Raw genomic sequence first — 18,513 nt, forward strand, 5'->3', positions numbered from 1 at the left:
AATAGAAAAGGGCTTGTTAACGCCCTTTCCTTAATCCAAAACTAGGTTATTTTTCCATGGCAGTTTTTATATTTATCGCCAGAACTACAGTAGCATGGGCTATTCCGAGTTAATCCGATAGGGATCCCAGTAGTTGTACCAATCCGTTTGTCGGGTAATGGCGTGTCCATCGATTTTTCAACACTACTAATAGTATGTTGTGGCGCCAGTGCTACATTCATTGATGGCCCTATTATTAACTGCGCCAAAATTTTAACTGCTGAAGTACCATTTGAAATAAACACTTCTTTGTCATACTGACTTGCTTGCTTGAGTGTTTCATCTCGTAAATGATGAAATAAAGGCCAGCCAGTGTTTTCTTCACCATATAAGAACCATAACTCGCGCCAATCAGCGACAAATCCCTTTAACAATTGGCTAAATGATGCTTTTATTGGCGTAGTATTTAGCTGACAAGATTGCACGTCAGCTACTAAGTCATTGACTAACAATTCAACTTCGCCTGGTGACATGATGATTTGGTAATTATGTTTTTCAGTACGAATATTAACGGTGTGCTGCGGTTGATAGTGAGTGAACTTAGCTGACGTCGCAATCTGTTCATCCATTTGCTCAACCATGGCCCAAAAACGACTTGAACCCGCAAAGTCTACGACTAAATGAATGCGAGTTTGGTCGCTGTTGTTTTCAACTTTATGAAATTTCCATGAATCAAAAATCCAACAGTCTCCTGCCGCCATGTGTACGCGCTCATCATTACATTGGAACACTACATCTTCAGTCGTTACGATAGGAATATGCACTCTGACGCGCTTATACCAGTGATGGTTAATATCTGAATGTAAAGGCACTTCACATCCTGAATCTAATCGCATTAATCGAGTGCGGCCAATCACCTCGCCAAATGAGGCAATGACTTGCTGCAGGTATTCGCACCGCAGCAATGCCGATGTTGGTAACATGGCACCCTTAAAATCATTGTTGAATTCACCATTGACGGAAATTAATGGTATTGCCGAATTTCCCGCAAAATTTTCATGGTGTGGTACCCATTCTGCATCGGTAAATTGTGCTATTTCTTGTTGCATTCTTGCTACATCAAACTGCAGCGGAAGTCGATAAAATTCACGTTTAAGTTTCATTATTATTATCTCGTCATCTTACCGGTTAAATAAATGTGCCATGGCAATGTTTATAACGCTTGCCCGAATGGCATGGGCACAACGCATTTCGACTTATGTCCTGATATAACACTTTGGGATGAATTGACTCTTGATGGTCCTTTAGCGTAATGCCTTCCTCAGATAATGGTTCAATTGCTCGTTCCACCAGTAATTGATTAATTTGTCTTAAAGTCGATTTAACCTCGGGAAATACATGTTGTATTTCAGCTGCATTAGTAAGCCATTTATTGGGTGTTGGTGCTGAAATGGTATATCGAGAGTAGGGCAGGCTGGTTGCACAAATTTGCTGGAATGAGCTATCAAAGGGAATATCACAAAACTGGCAAATCGCTGCCAGTTGCTGACTAGGCTTCGCCACTAAATCAGCATAAGTTAATAGGTGCCAGCGGGATTTAGGCAGCTTGAGTAAACTTGTCATGATGGCATCATTTGCCTGCTGCCACTGAAACGCGGCGATTTCCTGTTGCGTTTTGCCTTTTTGCTGCGCCCAATTCGCTGGCAGTAATAAAGACCAATCACCAAATCCTGGTAATTGGGGATATGTTACAAAGCGATTAGAGCGCCATGCTTCCATGATACTACTGATATTTTCCTTAGGATCTCTGACTAAATAGATAAACAAGGCATCAGGAAATACTTGGTTTAAAAAGTCGATACGTAAACTGTTTTTAGGGGTCTTTTCTAAAAAACGTATGGGCGCATCAGACAATGAAACACCAGAGCCGTCTGCGTGGCGCAGTTGTGCAGTAAACCCTTCTTGCAACTGTTGAATAATATCTGTCGTTGCATCTTCTTGATTTAACGCATTGGAGTGAAAACCACGTATTGCTACATTTAATTCAGGAATCGTTTCAATAACAGCATGGCTTTCGCCGCCTATCGTACATAGAGCGGTATTCTGGGACAGCACTTCAAAGAGCAAGGTACTACCAGAGCGAGGCGCAGACAGAATAATTATGGGGCGATCAAAACAAGCACTCAATCGTGTTACTCCGTATCAACATAACAATTTGGCTACAGCATACAGGAACACGGTTTTGACTTCAAAATACCAAGTTAAGATGTTGGCATCGTCCTTTTTATAAAATGTTCGGTTAAGCAAGATTTTTTATCGTCAATAATGCAGAGGGATTGATGGCGGGTAACTCAACACGGTTAATAGATTTTATTTTTTACCTTTAGATATATATGGTTAGGTTTATGCGGTGGGGCAGGGTATCGGCTTTTTCTCATCAGGTGATTTCAAGCTGGCCGTTAATTTGCTAAGACAATAATACAATGTTGGCTAGCCCGATAATCGTATGCTAAAAACTCATCTTATGCGCACGCAAAAATAAAGCTTTGATGAGTAATCAAATCAAATTAGTTGCAAATAATTAACAAAAATGCCGCTCAGGAGAGTGAGCGGCATTTGTTTTAATACTGTTTTATTTTCAACTTGTCACAGACGAATGCGCTATGAGTATTACTCTTCGCTATCGTTTAAGTCGCTATCACTTAAGTAATAAAAACCTTGATTGATGAGTTTCAACAATAAGGTTTGGACTTCTTCGTGCTGACATAGCTCTGTTGCTTCATCGGCGTTTAAGCTCACTTTATCGCTCAATAGCACGATGATATCTGCTGGTGTATTTAGCAGCTCATACACTTCACCATTGATGAATAATCGCGGCGCGGAGTCATTTTCAAGGCGCAATACTTTCAAACCACCAATACGGCTGAGGCCTGCACCTTGGGCAAACGCATCTTGCAAATCTTCAATGCAGTAAGCTTCTTCGCCTTCACACAAATCAAGCTCGAAACGGTTCTGGCTGAGTAGTTTACCTAACACGATTTGGTAGCTATTGGGATCTTGGCTCAGCTCGCTCAAGAGTGACATGATACCCACTTGATGATCTTGGCTGACGATACCGGCTGAACTCGGTTCAGTTTTCGAGGTGAAACGCTGCTGACCTAAGTTATTATCGAGCAGGTAATCGGCGACTTCACTGACCAATTCTTGCTGGCTTGGTGCACGGAAACCAATCGAGTAACTCATTGCCACTGTCAGAGTTTCGCCGCAATGCGGGAAACCAGGTGGAATATAAAGCATGTCGCCTTTTTCTAGTACCACATCGATAATTGGCGTGAAGTCTTCAACCAGCGGCGAGTTGGGATTGCCACCACGGCGTTGTTGCGGCGTGTTGTCGCCCACAGTCCAGCGACGCTGACCTTCGCCTTGAATAATAAATACATCGTAGTTATCAACATGTGGGCCCACACCGCCACTTGGGGTGGCAAAAGATGCCATCAAGTCATCAAAGCGCCAGTCTGGTAAAAAGCGTAGTGCTTCAACCAATGGCTGAGAATCGGGGTACCAATGGTTGACCGCTTGCACTAATAATTGCCAATGGGTTTCACCATAGTTGTCGTAATCTTCAAACGGGCCTTGCACCACTTCCCAGTTATCATCTTTAGTGACAACGATACGTGAAGAGATTTCTTCTTCACAGGCCAGACCTGCTAATTCATCGGCGCTGATCGGATCTTCAAACTGTGGGAAAGCATTTTTGATTAGCAGAGGTTTCTTTTGCCAGTACTCACTAAGAAACTGGGCGATATCGAGATTGAGTGTATACATAGTGTTAAAAAAGGCGACCACATCTAGGGGATGTGAGTCGCCTTAATCCTTATTTCTGTTTAAGAAAGAGTATTGTCCGTCGCCAATTTCAGCTAATAACTAATTTCAGTCAATAGCTTACTTAAGTTCGTCGACAAACGTTTCGGCGCGACCAATGTAATTGGCAGGCGTCATTTTCTTCAGTTCAGCTTTCACTGAGTCTGGTAATTCAAGCCCGTCAATAAACACTGACAGTTGCTGCGCGTCGATACGTTTACCGCGCGTCAGTTCTTTTAATTTTTCGTATGGTTTTTCAATACCATAACGACGCATTACCGTTTGCACGGGTTCTGCTAACACTTCCCAGTTGTGATCTAATTCATCACGCAGATGCGCTTCGTTAACTTCTAACTTGCTGATGCCTTTTAAGGTTGCTTGATAAGCGATCAACGCATGGGCAATACCCACGCCTAAGTTACGCAGTACCGTTGAGTCAGTTAAGTCACGTTGCCATCTTGATAACGGCAGCTTAGCGGCTAAATGCTGCATTATAGCGTTCGCAATGCCTAAGTTACCCTCAGAGTTTTCAAAATCAATGGGGTTCACTTTGTGTGGCATGGTTGATGAACCGATTTCACCGGCGATAGTGCGTTGTTTGAAGTGACCAAGGGCAATATAACCCCAAATATCACGGTCAAAATCAATCAGTATGGTGTTGAAACGGGCAACCGCATCAAATAGCTCAGCAATATAATCATGCGGTTCAATTTGAGTTGTATACGCATTCCAATGCAGACCAAGGCTAGTCACAAAACGTTCAGACAGTTCATGCCAGTTAACTTCAGGATAGGCTGAGATGTGAGCATTGTAGTTACCTACGGCGCCATTCAGCTTGCCCATGATTTCAACACTGGCGATTTGTTTGATTTGGCGCTCAAGACGTACTGCTACGTTTGCCATCTCTTTACCCAGTGTTGATGGGGAAGCAGGCTGGCCATGGGTGCGTGACATTAATGGCATAGAGCGATATTCAATCGCCAGCTCTTTAATCGCAGTTAGTAACTCGTTGCAGTAGGGCAGTAATACGTGCTCACGGGCTTCAGTCAACATTAAACCATGGCTTAAGTTATTGATATCTTCAGAAGTACAAGCAAAGTGAACAAACTCGCCAACAGCTGCTAACTCAGCATTGCCGGCGATTTTTTCTTTGATGAAATATTCAACCGCTTTCACATCGTGGTTAGTGGTGCTTTCGATAGCCTTAACACGCAGCGCATCTTGTTCGTTGAAATTATCTTTAATTCCATCAAGCACAGCGATAGCTGATCCGCTTAATGTTGGTACTTCTTTAATATCAGGGCAATTAGCTAACAACTTTAGCCAATTGATTTCAACCTGAACACGGTACTTGGTAAGACCGAACTCGCTGAAAATCCCTCTCAATGATGCGGTTTTACTACCATAACGGCCGTCTACCGGAGAGATAGCCGTTAGTGCGGAAAGATCCATGTGAAGCTCCTTGATGAACGCTAATTTTATTATAGGGTAAGACTTTTCTGGGCTGTATCTATGATGGCTTTGCGGGCGAAGACTAAGTGTCGACGCTTACCACCAAGTTGGCGCCACAATACAGCACTGCGTATGGCTGCAAGCAGCAGAGCGCGAATTTTTTGTTGCACAATAGGGCGTTGCAAGCAGGCTGGATTGCCAGTTATTTGGATTTTTGGCCCTATATTACTGATAATGTCGCTGTATATGCTGGCAAGATTGGCGATGACTTGTTCATCGGTTATCTCAAAATGATGTAGCTGGCGATGCACTTGGTTAATGCGCTCGGCTAACATGGCTAAGCCGCTGCTTGAGCGAACTAATTTACGCTCTAAGGCTAACACGCCAACTAAATAGCGGGTGATTTCAACATCTTTTTGGCTGCCGTCACCGAGTTGATTCAAGATTAACTTATAACCTTTTTGCAATAGCGCTTGGTCTTGATAGACATCAGCGGTATTGTCGGGATTGGTGACTAGAATAGTATTTAAGCTTGCCGCAAGCTCGGCTTTATCTAATTCGCCATGACGAGCTAAATGTTGAACTTGGGCAATGGCTTGCAATATACCTGCAAATGCCATAGTTCGATTAACGAGTTGTTCGTTCACGCTTTATCCTCGGATCAGTTGATCTATGATGCCGCCACCTAGGCAGACTTCACCATCATAAAATACCGCAGATTGCCCAGGCGTTACCGCCGCAACAGGCTCATCGAATATGACTTTTAAGGTGTGTTCATCGGTGTAGGTCAAAGTACAAGGCACGTCTTGTTGGCGATAACGGGTTTTCACTACGATATGGCAGCCATCAACGGGTCCGGTTCTATCCACCCAATGCAGTTGATTAACTGTCATACCCGTAGACATTAAACGAGGATGGTGTCCGCCTTGGCCCACGATCAATACGTTGCGCTCAAGATCTTTATCAACCACATACCATGGGTCATCATTGCTATCTTTCATGCCGCCAATACCTAAGCCTTTACGTTGGCCTAAGGTGTGGTACATCAGTCCTTGGTGCTTGCCGATGACTTCGCCTTCTGGGGTTTCGATATTGCCCGGCTGTGCTGGTAAATAAGTACCTAAGAATTCAGTAAATTTACGCTCACCGATAAAGCAGATGCCAGTGCTGTCTTTTTTATCATGGGTAATTAAGCCCATTTTTTTAGCAATCTCACGTACTTCATGTTTTTCGAGTTCACCCACAGGGAACAGACTACGGGCCACTTGTTCGTGGCTGAGCGTGTAAAGGAAATAGCTTTGATCTTTATTGCTATCAACGCCGCGCAGCATTTGCGTGTTGCCATCGATATTGTCTCGGCGGCGCACATAATGGCCCATGGCGATGTAATCGGCATCGAGGATTTCGTCGGCAAATTCTAAAAATGCCTTAAATTTAATTTCTTTGTTGCACATGATATCGGGATTGGGCGTGCGGCCCGCCTTGTATTCGGCGAGGAAATACTCAAATACATTGTCCCAATATTCGGCAGCAAAATTCACTGTGTGAAGCTTAATTCCGAGTTTATCGCACACGGCTTGAGCATCTTTTAAATCATCAGCGGCTGCACAATACTCGCTATTATCATCTTCTTCCCAGTTCTTCATGAAAAGGCCTTCAACCTGATAGCCTTGCTGCATAAGCAAATAAGCTGAAACAGATGAATCTACACCGCCAGACATGCCGACAATGACTTTTTTTCCTGTATGAGTGGGTTCGATTGATGTCATAAATCCTAAAACCATTGAGTATGTGTGTTGGTTAGGTGGTTAAATTTAAGCCACGAAATCGTGCGCGTAACAAAAAACACTTAACCTAACTGAAAAATATGGGTGTAGTGCCAGCTGTCATTAAACCCCCGCATTTATGGCCGACGGTTCACATTTGTGACTGTTGCTTTCATCACGTTGAGACCGACAGGCACTAGCACATGCATAAGTTTAACGAGCAGTTTATGCGGGGCAGTATTCTATCACGCCTTACTCGCTTGGGCTATCGTGAGGCGGCCACTATTGAGTAAGCCGAGGGGATAGCTTTGGCCTGTTTGTACGTTGTTGAGATAGTCTTTTAGACAATCGAGCACTAAGGGGCTGCGCAGTAAAGATTGCTTCGCCTCTATCTGCTCAAAACTCAGCCAGTGCGCACTATGAATGGCTTTATCCTGTGGCGTAGGTGAGGGCATATCATTAAGCTGTACGAAAAAGGTAAAGCGCACAAAAGCTAAGTCTTCACTGGCGCTAAATTGATAGATACCGACTAATCCTTGGGGCTTGAGTGACAACCCCGTTTCTTCAAACACTTCACGCTCACAGGCTTGAATCAAGCTCTCATTCGCTTCTAAATGGCCAGCAGGTTGATTAAAACGCTGTTCGCCTTCAATCCACTCTTCTACCATGAGATATTTGTCCTGTGAAGTCGCATGAATAATACACGCGACGGTCACATTGGGTTTATATCTTTGACTCATGGTGTCTCCTTGGAGTGGATGTCAGCAGCAAAAATGTGGCTGAATTTTAGACTTCATCACCGAGGCGAATGCACTTGTGTTCACCCGATGGCAAATTATCTAGACTCCATTGACCTATTTTATAACGGATTAATCTTAAGGTCGGAAAACCGATATGCGCGGTCATGCGTCTAACTTGACGGTTGCGGCCCTCATGGATTTGAATTTCTAACCAAGTGGTCGGGATATTTTTACGTTCTCTTACCGGAGGATTACGAGGCCAAATATCGGGCGAGTCCATGATTTTGACTTTAGCGGGTAATGTCATACCATCATTTAACTCAACACCTTGGCGCAATTTTGTTAGCACATCCTCGCTTGGAACACCTTCTACTTGCACCCAGTAGATTTTAAAGGTTTTCTTTTTCGGCTCAGTCAGTCTTGCCTGTAATTGCCCATCATTGGTGAGCAGTAATAAGCCTTCACTGTCTCTGTCTAAACGGCCTGCGGCATATACATCAGCGATAGGGATATAATCTTTAAGCGTTTTACGGCCCTGTTCATCAGTAAACTGGCAAAGTACGTCAAAAGGCTTATTAAACAGTACGATAATCGGTGCAAGTGTTTGACTTACGACCGGTTTGGCAGCGGCGACTGCACGACGATTAGGATTTTTGAAAGGTTCTTTCTTTAAACTGCCATTGGCATTACGCGCCGGCTGCACTTTACCTTCAGCCACAGTGGTTCTGTTAGCCGATCTTTTGTTGGCGGATTTTGTCGAAGGCTTGGCAGGGGAGCTTGCGCCAGTATTGGCACGTTTAGGTGAGGACTTATTTTTGTTGATATTTTTGCTAACAGGAGGTTGAGACACGCTTACCTAACTTGATTGGCGGTTAATGTCGCTCTAGTGTACTTGGCATTCGCCCTTAGTGGAATTTGAATATTATTGCGAATGCTCTATGATGGCGGCCAGAAAATGTGATCTGTGCCTAAAGTTTTATAGCCAAACTCCCTCATCTAGTATTCCGTGGTGGTTTGGGTATATCGCTTTTAATGAGTCGTTGTAACACGTTTAGCGTGAGCGATTAGTTGACAGGCATTGAAAATTCAATCGTTCTAGGTGTACTCGATTGCCTTGATTGATATTTTTACCGTGCCCCAATTTGATTGCCATGCTATAAAATTATTATAAAAAAATATTAAATTTTACAATAATGTAGGATGTAACATGAAAGATAACTCATCAATAATTATTTATACTGAAACAGACGAAGCGCCAGCATTGGCTACCCTTTCACTCTTACCTATTATCAGAACGTTTACCAACGCCGCTGGTGTTGCGGTTGAAACCCGTGATATTTCGTTATCGGGCCGTATTATTGCTAGTTTTCCTGAGCAGCTGACCGATGCACAAAAAATGGCAGATCATTTGACTGAGCTTGGCGAGTTAGCCAATCAGCCAGAAGCTAACATCATTAAATTACCCAATATCAGTGCTTCGGTTCCACAATTAAAAGCGTGTATTGTAGAGTTACAACAAAAAGGTTATGACATCCCTAACTATCCGGATGAGCCTAAAACCGACGCTGAAAAATCAATTAAGACACGTTACGACAAGATCAAAGGTAGCGCGGTTAACCCAGTGCTGCGTGAAGGTAACTCCGATCGCCGTGCGCCGTTATCAGTCAAAAACTTTGCCAAAAAACATCCACACTCTATGGGTAAATGGGCTAGCGATTCTAAGTCACACGTTGCTCATATGACCGACGGTGATTTTTACGGTAGCGAGCAATCAGTGACTTTGTCTGATGTTGGCAGCGTGAATATCGTGCTGACGCAAAAAGATGGCCAAGAAGTGGTGCTTAAGTCAGGCCTTAAGTTATTGGCTGGCGAAATTATCGATGCGGCAGTATTAAGCAAAAAAGCCCTAGTGAGCTTTTATGAGCGTGAAATCGAAAACGCCAAAGCAGAAGATGTGTTGTTATCGCTACATCTGAAAGCCACTATGATGAAAGTGTCTGATCCTATTATGTTTGGTCATGCTGTGAAGGTATTCTTCAAGCCAATATTTGACAAACATGCGACGCTTTTTGCTGAATTAGGCGTAGATGTTAACAATGGTTTTGGTGATGTGTATGCCAAAATAGCCACGTTACCAGCAGATAGCCGCGCCGAAGTTGAAGCCGATATCGCCGCCGTTTATGCTGCGCGTCCAGCATTAGCTATGGTAGATTCTGATAAAGGCATTACCAACTTACACGTACCAAGCGACATCATTATTGATGCTTCTATGCCTGCTGCGATCCGTTCATCAGGCCAAATGTGGGGACCAGATGGTCAACTGCATGATACTAAAGCCATGATCCCTGATCGTTGTTACGCTGGCATTTACCAAGAAACAATCGCGTTTTGTAAAGAACACGGTGCTTTTGACCCTAAAACCATGGGCAGCGTGCCTAACGTGGGTTTGATGGCACAAAAAGCAGAAGAATACGGCAGCCATGATAAAACCTTCGAAATCCCAGCTGACGGAGTGGTGAACGTTGTTGATGCTAGCGGTAAAGTATTAATGACTCACAATGTTGAAGCGGGTGACATTTGGAGAATGTGCCAAGTTAAAGATGCGCCAATTCGTGACTGGGTAAAATTGGCCGTGCGTCGTGCCCGCTTAAGTAATACTCCAGCCGTATTTTGGTTAGATAGCAAGCGTGCCCACGATGCACAAATCATTGCTAAAGTGCAGCAGTATCTGCCAGAGCATGACACTAATGGCTTAGATATCAGCATTATGTCGCCTGAAGAAGCGACTCGTTTCTCTTTGACTCGTATCAAAGATGGCAAAGATACTATCTCCGTCACGGGTAACGTTTTACGTGACTACCTAACTGACTTGTTTCCCATCCTCGAACTGGGCACCAGCGCAAAAATGCTGTCAATCGTTCCGTTAATGAACGGTGGTGGCTTATTTGAAACTGGCGCGGGTGGTAGTGCACCAAAGCACGTGCAGCAATTTGAGAAAGAAGGTCATTTGCGTTGGGACTCATTGGGTGAGTTTTTAGCACTGGCGGCGTCTTTAGAGCATTTAAGCCAAACAGTGGGTAACCCTAAAGCACAAGTATTGGCCGATACCTTAGACCAAGCCATTGGCCAATTCTTAGATAGCAATAAATCGCCATCAAGAAGAGTAGGCGAGCTCGACAACCGCGGTAGCCATTTCTACTTAGCCATGTATTGGGCCCAAGCCCTTGCCGCGCAAGCGAATGATGAACAGTTACAAGCGCATTTCATTCCATTAGCGCACTCGTTAGCGGTAGATGAGCAGGTGATTGTGGCCGAGTTAGCGACGGCACAAGGTGCGCCTGTCGATTTAGGCGGTTATTACCGTTTAGATGCGGCAAAAGCTGAAAAAGCCATGCGCCCAAGCGAAACGTTAAACAAGCTACTAATGGGTTAGTTTTGACCATTAACAAAACAGAAAAAGGACCTGCATTGCAGGTCCTTTTTTATATAAACGGGTTCGGTGTCAGTGGAATACTGTATTTCACCAATAAAAAGGCAGGGATATATCCCTGCCTTTTAGATCATTGGCCTCACCAAAGATTATTTTGTTGGTGAAATGGCTGACGCATGCATCCCTTTTGGGCCTGCTTCTACTTCAAAGTGAACTGGTTGGCCTGCTTTTAGAGTTCGATAGCCTTCCATTTCAATGGTAGAATAATGTGCAAAAACGTCCTCACCACCTTGATCAGGGCAAATAAACCCGAATCCTTTGGCGTTGTTGAACCATTTAACAGTTCCGCTTGCCATACTTCAACTTCCTTCTGTTGTTTACTTACCAGTAAGATAGTAAAACTGCTGTAGACGATTATTCTTTCACCGTCAGAACAACAGAATGTAAGGAGTAAAAGCGGAAGTCAAGCTGAAATTAACAAGTAAGTAACAACAAATTAATTTGATTAGAACAATTGGAAGAGGCCAACACGAGAGGCTAGTATTAAAAATGGCGAAGATAGGAAATATTGAACACGTTGAAGAACGTGTCGAATCTGAGTTGATGCCACCTTCAATGTATAAGGTAGTGCTCAATAATGATGATTACACTCCAATGGATTTTGTGATTGAAGTTTTACAGGTTTTCTTTCGCAAGAATGAGCAGGAAGCGACCGATATTATGTTAATGATTCATCACCAAGGAAAGGGTATCTGTGGCGTTTTCCCTTTTGGGATTGCAGAAACTAAGGTGATACAAGTAAATCAATTTGCAAGACAAAACCAACATCCGTTACTGTGTTCATTAGAGAAAGCATAAAATCGCTTAACTCTGTAGTCTGTTGTTAATTTTTGGGGGTGCTTATGCTGAACAAAGATCTGGAAGTCACCTTGAATCTGGCGTTTCAGCAAGCCAGAGACGCGCGTCACGAGTATATGACAGTGGAACATCTGTTATTAGCGCTGATCGACAATCCTGCTGCTCAAGAAGCGTTAACCGCTTGTGGCGCAAATCTAGATAAACTCAGAGATGAAGTGGCAAGCTTTATCCAACAAACAACGCCAATCATTGCCGATATTGACGATGATAAAGAGACCCAGCCAACACTTGGGTTCCAGCGGGTGCTGCAACGTGCAGTATTCCATGTACAGTCATCGGGTCGCAATGAAGTCAATGGCGCCAATGTTTTGGTCGCTATTTTCAGTGAGCAAGAATCTCAAGCCGTGTATTTATTACGCCGCTGTGATATCAGCCGCTTAGATGTGGTGAATTTTATTTCCCATGGTTTTGCGAAAAATGACGATGCTGAATCGCCACAAGATCAAGAACGTGTCGAAGAACAGGGCGAAAGCAGTGAAGAGCGCAGCATGTTGTCGCAATTTGCGTCCAACTTAAACCAGCTGGCTAAACAAGGGGATATCGACCCTTTAATTGGTCGCGATCAAGAAATTGAGCGCGCTATTCAAACCCTATGCCGTCGCCGTAAAAATAACCCTCTGTTAGTGGGTGAGGCTGGCGTAGGTAAAACTGCGATTGCTGAAGGCCTAGCGTATCGTATCGTCAATAAACAAGTGCCCGATGTAATGTTAGAAGCGACGGTCTATTCCTTAGATTTAGGCTCGCTACTGGCAGGGACAAAATATCGCGGTGATTTTGAAAAGCGCTTTAAGAACCTACTAAAAGAATTAGCCGCCGATAAACATGCCATTTTGTTTATCGATGAGATCCACACCATTATCGGTGCGGGCGCAGCTTCTGGCGGGGTAATGGATGCCTCTAACCTGTTAAAACCTTTACTATCCAGCGGTAATCTGCGCTGCATGGGCTCGACGACTTTCCAAGAATATCAAAGTATTTTTGAGAAAGACCGTGCGCTTGCACGTCGTTTCCAAAAGGTGGATATCAATGAGCCTTCAGTGGAAGAAACCACGAAGATTTTAATGGGTCTTAAGTCTAAATACGAAGAATATCATGGGGTTCGCTATACTCAAGCCGCTATTAGTAGCGCAGCGGTATTATCGGCGAAGCATATTAATGATAGGCATTTGCCCGATAAAGCCATTGATGTGATTGATGAAGCGGGTGCACGTATGGTGATGTTGCCTATGAGTAAACGCAAAAAGACCATCGGCCAAGCCGAAATTGAATCCATTGTGGCTAAAATGGCCCGTATTCCTGAAAAATCGGTATCGGCTACGGATAAAGATTTACTGCGTAATCTTGAGCGTAATTTGAAGATGGTGGTCTTTGGACAAGATAAAGCCATTGAGAGTTTGAGTTCAGCTATTCGCTTATCGCGCAGCGGTTTAGGCACAGAGAAAAAACCAGTAGGCAGTTTTTTATTTGCTGGCCCAACCGGTGTGGGTAAAACTGAAGTCACAAATCAACTAGCTAACTGCCTAGGGATGAAACTGATACGCTTTGATATGTCTGAGTACATGGAAAGCCACACAGTGTCACGTTTGATTGGTGCGCCTCCAGGCTATGTAGGTTATGACCAAGGTGGATTACTGACAGACGCAGTGATTAAAAATCCTCATTGCGTGGTGCTACTAGACGAAATCGAGAAAGCTCACCCTAATGTCTATAACTTGCTATTGCAGGTAATGGATCACGGGACATTAACCGATAATAACGGTCGTAAGGCAGACTTTAGAAATGTCACCTTAGTGATGACCACTAACGCGGGTGTGCAAGAGACCATTCGTAAATCGATTGGTTTTTCTCAGCAAGACCATACCCAAGATGCATTAGCTGAAATTAATCGGGTATTTTCGCCAGAATTTAGAAACCGCCTCGATTCTATCGTGTGGTTCAATCATTTGGACATGACGATTATCGCTAAAGTGGTTGATAAGTTTTTGGTGGAATTACAGGCTCAATTGGATGCTAAACACGTTACTTTAGACGTCAGCGATGAAGCTAGAACTTTGCTTGCTGAAAAAGGCTACGACAAGAACATGGGCGCGCGCCCTATGGCACGTGTCGTGACCGAATTGATCAAACGTCCATTGGCTGACGAGATTTTATTCGGTGAGTTAGAGTCAGGCGGCGTGGCACATGTGGATGTTAAGGAGGGCGAGATTGTTATTCGCACTGAACGTGTTGAGAAAGCCACTACAAAAGCTTAGTGATTGATTAATCATTGTTTTTAGATATGAAAATGGCTGCAATTGCAGCCATTTTTTTCATCTTTCGCAAACAAAAAAACCCGGCCTTGCCGGGTTTTTAAATCTAAGAGGCTATATCAGCGTGCGCGGAAGACAATACGACCTTTGGTCAGATCATAAGGAGTCAGCTGGACGGTAACTTTATCGCCAGTGAGGATCCGGATGTAGTTTTTGCGCATTTTGCCTGAAATGTGGGCTATCACCACATGACCGTTTTCAAGCTCTACACGAAACATTGTGTTTGGCAAGGTTTCAAGGATAGTGCCTTGCATTTCAATGTTGTCTTCTTTCGCCATTAATAATTATCCCATTAGCCTTCGAATATAAAAAACGGGCGTATCATGCCCCAAATTCCCCTTGCTGTAAAGGGGAAGTACTTAGCAAACTTGGGAATACTCCCAGCCTTGAGGCGTGAGAATTTGATAAGGGCGATATAAACGCTTGTAAGACATCTTACGATTTTCATCTATTTGATATCCGAGATAAACAAATTCTTTGCCCATCAGTTTTGCCAGCCGGCACTGAATTAAAATTAACAGTGCGCCAAGTGAGCGTTGTTCTTCATCTGGGTCAAAATAGCTGTAAATCGCCGAAAGACTTTGGGGCAGCGTATCGGTGACAGCAACCGCCAATAATTTTTCACCCTCATAGACTTCGATAAACGTGGGCGACAGCCAGTGGCAAAAGATAAAGTGGTTATATTGCTCCTCACTTGGCGGAAACATGGGACCGTCAAAATGTCGCTCACGAATATAATGTTCATACAGTGCGTATTGTTCAGCGGTTTGCTCAGAGGTCACTCGCCATGTTAGATCTTGGTTTTTGGCTAAGGTACGTTTTTGGCGTTTCGATGGCACAAATTCGTGCGCTGGCACTCGGATAGGCTGACACGCACTGCAATGTGGGCATCGAGGTTTATAAATGGAGCTGCCACTGCGGCGAAAACCCACCGCCAGTAAACGCTCGAATAAAAGCGGATCGAGCGTGTCTTCTTGAATAACCAATAGTTGCTCTTGCTGACCATCTAGGTAGCTGCAAGGGAAAATTTGGCTGATACCGATAGCAATCGATGTTTTATTCGAGTTCAAGAATGACCTCTTTAGTGGTCCAAGTCATTGGGTTCACGGGATTGTTTCTCAGTTCGCTCAGTAACGTTATAAAATCAATGCGTTTAATGGCTTTCGCTCCCAAACTTTCTAGGTGGGGATTCATGATTTGCGCATCTATTAGTTTAAACCCCATTTTAACTAAATGTTGTTGCAGTGCTGCAACAGCGGCTTTGGAAGCATTGGTCTTACGGTGAAACATCGATTCACCGCAAAATACTTGGCCGATTGCCAAGCCGTAAAGCCCACCAATTAAGTGTTCATTCTCCCATACTTCAATGGAATGGGCGTGACCTGTGTTATGCAGTTCGCGATAGGCCATTTGAATTTCTTGAGAGATCCACGTCCCGTCTTGTTTTAGGCGTGGCTGAGCACATTCGGCCATTACATCGGTGAACGCTTGATTGATCGTGATGCGCCAAGGTTGCTTTTTTAAATACTTGCGCAGACTGGTGCTGATGTGGATTTCACCGAGAATGAACACTGCGCGGGGATCGGGCGACCACCATAAAATGGGATCGTCCTCATTAAACCAAGGGAAAATACCGTTGTAGTAAGCCGAGAGTAAACGTTCAGGACGCAAGTCACCGCCGATAGCCAATAAACCATTAGGATCAGTTAAGGCGAGTTCGGGTGAAGGAAAAGCTTCGAATTCGTGATTCAAAAAAGACAGAGACTTCACAATTGAGTATGATTTAGTTATTGGCCTTATTACTACGTTAGCGGAAATTCAGATATGTGGAAACCTACTCTAGCAAGCTTTATGTTTATTTTTGCTTTTCTCATCAATCCCGCTATTGCGGGTTATGAGCGTAACCAAGCTGTACCTGTTGAGAAAGTGCTCTATGGCGATATTACTTCAGTGCGTAATATTACTGAAACCCAGTTAATTGAAGATCGCAATCAAGGTTGGAAAACCTTCGGCGGCGCGTTGGCGGGCGGAGTGATAGGCCATCAGTTTGGCGGTGGTTCAGGCCAAGATGTGGCAACCATTCTAGGCGCGTTAATTGGTGGTGGCATTGGTAATCGATATGGTAGCGGCACGACTACGCAATCGTTAAAGTTAGTTGAATTAATGATTAATCAAGAAGATGGTACGCAGGTTATGGTGATCCAAGATTATGACTCTGGCATGGTCTTCAATGCGGGTGACAGAGTGCGAGTGGTCTATCTGCAAAGTGGCGTGCGTGTCGACTTGGCCATGTAGGCTCAATTATCATCCTTAGTAAAAAATTATTATTTTCAGTAAAAATAAGTGGTGCTGCAATGACTCGGACAGAATTAATCCAATATTTAGCTGATTTTTTACATGTGTCGGCTTTTAAAGATTACGCGCCCAATGGGTTGCAAATAGAAGGTAAGGATGAAATTCGCACCATAGTCACAGGGGTGACGGCATGTCAGGCCTTGATAGATGAAGCGATTCGTTTAAATGCCGATGCGATTTTGGTCCATCATGGTTTTTTTTGGAAGAACGAGCCGGAAGTGATTACTGGGATGAAGCAACGCCGAATCAAAGCGCTGCTCAAGTATGACATCAACCTATTTGGTTACCATTTACCCTTAGACGCTCATCCCATGTTGGGTAATAACGCGATGTTAGGCAGACAGCTTGGGATCATCGATGCAGAAGCCATCGAAGAGGTGGCTCAGGGGCTGTTGTGGCGTGGCAAACTTGATCTTGCCGTTAGTGCTAGCGGATTTTCTAAAACCCTTGAAAATGCTTTAGGCAGAGCACCACTGCATATCGGTGATGGCAATGCTAAAATCCAACATCTAGCCTGGTGCACTGGTGGCGCGCAGGACTATATTGATGTAGCTGCCAGTCTGGGCGTGGACGCCTTTATTAGTGGAGAGGTCTCTGAACGCACGTTTCACAGTGCGGTGGAGCAGGGCATACATTATTTTGCGGCTGGACACCATGCGACTGAACGTTTCGGTATTCAAGCCTTAGGTCGTCATCTCGCCCGTGAGTTTGGTTTAGTGCATCATTTTGTTGATATTATTAATCCAGTTTAACTCATATCTTTAGACGGCTATGATGCCAACCTAACCGTATGATCCTTAAAAGAAAGGCGAGCCTAGCTCTAATGTTGATCAGTTAACACAGATCGCTTGACGATCTCGCTGAAAAGATCAAAATCCGATGGCCTCATGTCATCGGATTTTTTATGCAACTTTCAGAAGCGCTCGCGCGCACTCATATTACCCGCCTAACTGAATTCAATCCTGTTTGGACTCTCAAGGCGTTGCCACACTCAGACGACGTAAATTACCCATAGATGCGATGATTTGGGCGGTGATCGGAATGGCCTTGTTCCGAGGGGAGTCTGTTCGGTCACTCATCAACAAACTCGACATTGTTTTGCCGCAAGAGATTGATTATGTTGCACGCAGCTCCCTTATACCCTTGAAGGGCTTTTACTCACTAAGACTGTGAAAGGCAAGTTAGTCGCCATTTTAACCTCGTTAACTGGCCCGATGCGTTACCCCAGCGAAGACATTGTCGACTTAATATGCCCATCGATGGGAAATCGAACTGGGCTACAGAGAGATGAAACAACATCTGTTGGAGAGTCGTTTTACGCTGCGCAGTCAAGTGCAGGAACTCGTGACTTAAGAGCTGCTGGGCGTGTTGCCGGCCTATAATTTAATTAGATACAAGATGTTACTGATGGTCAAAAGCTTACCATCGGTCCATCCCAATCAACTGAGTTTTCGGGATGCTGCGAGTCATATCATCTTTAAGCTGACACAACTGCCATCACAAACGCCTGGGAATGTCCCCATACGTATTGGATATAGAACGCATTGCACGGCAATTTAAGTTGGATGGTAAACGGGAAAGGGCTTATCCAAGAGTACTTAAAATGAGCAAAAACAAGTATCCGGTTAGACCAAATGAAAATGCCGTTCACTTAAGAGTGAACGGCATTAAGCCTATGCGCCTGATTTTTTTATAAAGGCTTA

17 protein-coding genes and 1 pseudogene are annotated in these 18,513 nt (G+C 44.1%); 6 read left to right on the top strand and 12 right to left on the bottom strand.

Annotated features, from left to right (window positions below; all coding sequences use genetic code 11):
• Positions 1-41: 41 nt before the first annotated feature.
• The 8 genes from L2717_RS00680 to rluE form a co-directional block, all read right to left on the bottom strand.
• Positions 42-1,142 carry an aspartyl/asparaginyl beta-hydroxylase domain-containing protein gene (locus L2717_RS00680; RefSeq protein WP_220775055.1) on the bottom strand — a complete coding sequence of 367 codons (1,101 nt, stop codon included), beginning with the start codon at positions 1,140-1,142 and terminating at the stop codon, positions 42-44.
• Between the two features lie 25 nt (positions 1,143-1,167).
• Positions 1,168-2,166, bottom strand: a complete 999-nt coding sequence (locus L2717_RS00685) for a sulfotransferase family protein (protein WP_220775056.1) — start codon at positions 2,164-2,166, stop codon at positions 1,168-1,170.
• Between the two features lie 483 nt (positions 2,167-2,649).
• The gene (locus L2717_RS00690; protein WP_220774821.1) at positions 2,650-3,804 is read right to left on the bottom strand and encodes a ribosomal protein uL16 3-hydroxylase; all 1,155 of its coding nucleotides are present in this window, start codon (positions 3,802-3,804) and stop codon (positions 2,650-2,652) included.
• A gap of 117 nt (positions 3,805-3,921) precedes the next feature.
• A complete protein-coding gene (gene purB / locus L2717_RS00695) occupies positions 3,922-5,292 on the bottom strand; it encodes an adenylosuccinate lyase (protein WP_220774820.1) in 1,371 nt (456 codons plus the stop codon).
• A 29-nt stretch (positions 5,293-5,321) separates the two neighbouring features.
• Positions 5,322-5,939, bottom strand: coding sequence for a high frequency lysogenization protein HflD (hflD, locus tag L2717_RS00700; RefSeq protein ID WP_220774819.1), 618 nt, complete (start codon positions 5,937-5,939; stop codon positions 5,322-5,324).
• Between the two features lie 3 nt (positions 5,940-5,942).
• Positions 5,943-7,061 carry a tRNA 2-thiouridine(34) synthase MnmA gene (gene mnmA / locus L2717_RS00705; protein ID WP_220774818.1) on the bottom strand — a complete coding sequence of 373 codons (1,119 nt, stop codon included), beginning with the start codon at positions 7,059-7,061 and terminating at the stop codon, positions 5,943-5,945.
• 242 nt (positions 7,062-7,303) lie between these two features.
• Positions 7,304-7,798 (bottom strand): NUDIX hydrolase, encoded by a 495-nt coding sequence (locus L2717_RS00710; protein WP_220774817.1) that lies wholly within the window; start codon positions 7,796-7,798, stop codon positions 7,304-7,306.
• Positions 7,799-7,844: 46 nt separating this feature from the next.
• Positions 7,845-8,648, bottom strand: coding sequence for a 23S rRNA pseudouridine(2457) synthase RluE (rluE, locus tag L2717_RS00715; RefSeq protein ID WP_220774816.1), 804 nt, complete (start codon positions 8,646-8,648; stop codon positions 7,845-7,847).
• Positions 8,649-9,005: 357 nt separating this feature from the next.
• Between rluE and L2717_RS00720 the strand changes: the two genes are divergently transcribed.
• A complete protein-coding gene (locus L2717_RS00720) occupies positions 9,006-11,231 on the top strand; it encodes an NADP-dependent isocitrate dehydrogenase (RefSeq protein WP_220774906.1) in 2,226 nt (741 codons plus the stop codon).
• A gap of 146 nt (positions 11,232-11,377) precedes the next feature.
• Here the strand turns inward: L2717_RS00720 and cspD are convergent, their stop codons facing one another.
• Entirely contained in the window at positions 11,378-11,584 is a 207-nt protein-coding gene (cspD, locus tag L2717_RS00725) for a cold shock domain-containing protein CspD (RefSeq protein WP_076499694.1), read from the bottom strand.
• Between the two features lie 193 nt (positions 11,585-11,777).
• On the opposite strand from cspD, the gene clpS reads away from it, so the two are divergent.
• Together clpS and clpA are read left to right on the top strand one after the other, a co-directional pair.
• Positions 11,778-12,086 (top strand): ATP-dependent Clp protease adapter ClpS, encoded by a 309-nt coding sequence (gene clpS, locus L2717_RS00730; RefSeq protein WP_220774905.1) that lies wholly within the window; start codon positions 11,778-11,780, stop codon positions 12,084-12,086.
• A gap of 44 nt (positions 12,087-12,130) precedes the next feature.
• Positions 12,131-14,398 (top strand): ATP-dependent Clp protease ATP-binding subunit ClpA, encoded by a 2,268-nt coding sequence (clpA, locus tag L2717_RS00735; protein ID WP_220774904.1) that lies wholly within the window; start codon positions 12,131-12,133, stop codon positions 14,396-14,398.
• 116 nt (positions 14,399-14,514) lie between these two features.
• Here clpA and infA read toward each other — a convergent pair whose 3' ends face one another.
• The 3 genes from infA to aat form a co-directional block, all read right to left on the bottom strand.
• Positions 14,515-14,733: a translation initiation factor IF-1 gene (gene infA / locus L2717_RS00740; protein WP_006081934.1), complete on the bottom strand. Its 219-nt coding sequence runs from the start codon at positions 14,731-14,733 to the stop codon at positions 14,515-14,517.
• A gap of 81 nt (positions 14,734-14,814) precedes the next feature.
• On the bottom strand, positions 14,815-15,525 hold the full coding sequence (locus L2717_RS00745) for an arginyltransferase (RefSeq protein WP_220775118.1): 711 nt from the start codon (positions 15,523-15,525) through the stop codon (positions 14,815-14,817).
• Positions 15,512-16,225 (bottom strand): leucyl/phenylalanyl-tRNA--protein transferase, encoded by a 714-nt coding sequence (gene aat, locus L2717_RS00750; RefSeq protein ID WP_220775119.1) that lies wholly within the window; start codon positions 16,223-16,225, stop codon positions 15,512-15,514. Before aat ends, L2717_RS00745 begins: the two co-directional genes overlap by 14 nt.
• A 54-nt stretch (positions 16,226-16,279) precedes the next feature.
• Here aat and L2717_RS00755 point away from each other — a divergent pair, with 54 nt between their 5' ends.
• The 3 genes and pseudogenes from L2717_RS00755 to L2717_RS00765 all read left to right on the top strand — a co-directional run bounded on the left by L2717_RS00755 (position 16,280) and on the right by L2717_RS00765 (position 18,506).
• Complete coding sequence (locus L2717_RS00755; RefSeq protein ID WP_107883102.1) at positions 16,280-16,750, top strand: outer membrane lipoprotein; 471 nt, start codon at positions 16,280-16,282, stop codon at positions 16,748-16,750.
• Between the two features lie 59 nt (positions 16,751-16,809).
• On the top strand, positions 16,810-17,562 hold the full coding sequence (locus L2717_RS00760; protein ID WP_220774276.1) for a Nif3-like dinuclear metal center hexameric protein: 753 nt from the start codon (positions 16,810-16,812) through the stop codon (positions 17,560-17,562).
• A gap of 152 nt (positions 17,563-17,714) precedes the next feature.
• A pseudogene (locus L2717_RS00765) lies at positions 17,715-18,506 on the top strand (transposase domain-containing protein).
• Positions 18,507-18,513: the final 7 nt, after the last annotated feature.

Origin of the sequence: Shewanella glacialipiscicola (genome assembly GCF_023283485.1) — a bacterium.
GTDB classification, from domain to species: domain Bacteria; phylum Pseudomonadota; class Gammaproteobacteria; order Enterobacterales; family Shewanellaceae; genus Shewanella; species Shewanella glacialipiscicola.

What these genes read in the sequence shown, in the direction of transcription:
- L2717_RS00720 (WP_220774906.1), top strand. Translation starts at nt 9,006, where the DNA reads ATGAAAGATAACTCATCAATAATTATTTATACTGAAACAGACGAAGCG.
- clpA (WP_220774904.1), top strand. Translation starts at nt 12,131, where the DNA reads ATGCTGAACAAAGATCTGGAAGTCACCTTGAATCTGGCGTTTCAGCAA.
- mnmA (WP_220774818.1), bottom strand. Translation starts at nt 7,061, where the DNA reads ATGACATCAATCGAACCCACTCATACAGGAAAAAAAGTCATTGTCGGC.
- cspD (WP_076499694.1), bottom strand. Translation starts at nt 11,584, where the DNA reads ATGGCAAGCGGAACTGTTAAATGGTTCAACAACGCCAAAGGATTCGGG.
- infA (WP_006081934.1), bottom strand. Translation starts at nt 14,733, where the DNA reads ATGGCGAAAGAAGACAACATTGAAATGCAAGGCACTATCCTTGAAACC.
- clpS (WP_220774905.1), top strand. Translation starts at nt 11,778, where the DNA reads ATGGCGAAGATAGGAAATATTGAACACGTTGAAGAACGTGTCGAATCT.
- L2717_RS00710 (WP_220774817.1), bottom strand. Translation starts at nt 7,798, where the DNA reads ATGAGTCAAAGATATAAACCCAATGTGACCGTCGCGTGTATTATTCAT.
- L2717_RS00760 (WP_220774276.1), top strand. Translation starts at nt 16,810, where the DNA reads ATGACTCGGACAGAATTAATCCAATATTTAGCTGATTTTTTACATGTG.
- L2717_RS00690 (WP_220774821.1), bottom strand. Translation starts at nt 3,804, where the DNA reads ATGTATACACTCAATCTCGATATCGCCCAGTTTCTTAGTGAGTACTGG.
- L2717_RS00755 (WP_107883102.1), top strand. Translation starts at nt 16,280, where the DNA reads ATGTGGAAACCTACTCTAGCAAGCTTTATGTTTATTTTTGCTTTTCTC.
- purB (WP_220774820.1), bottom strand. Translation starts at nt 5,292, where the DNA reads ATGGATCTTTCCGCACTAACGGCTATCTCTCCGGTAGACGGCCGTTAT.
- L2717_RS00680 (WP_220775055.1), bottom strand. Translation starts at nt 1,142, where the DNA reads ATGAAACTTAAACGTGAATTTTATCGACTTCCGCTGCAGTTTGATGTA.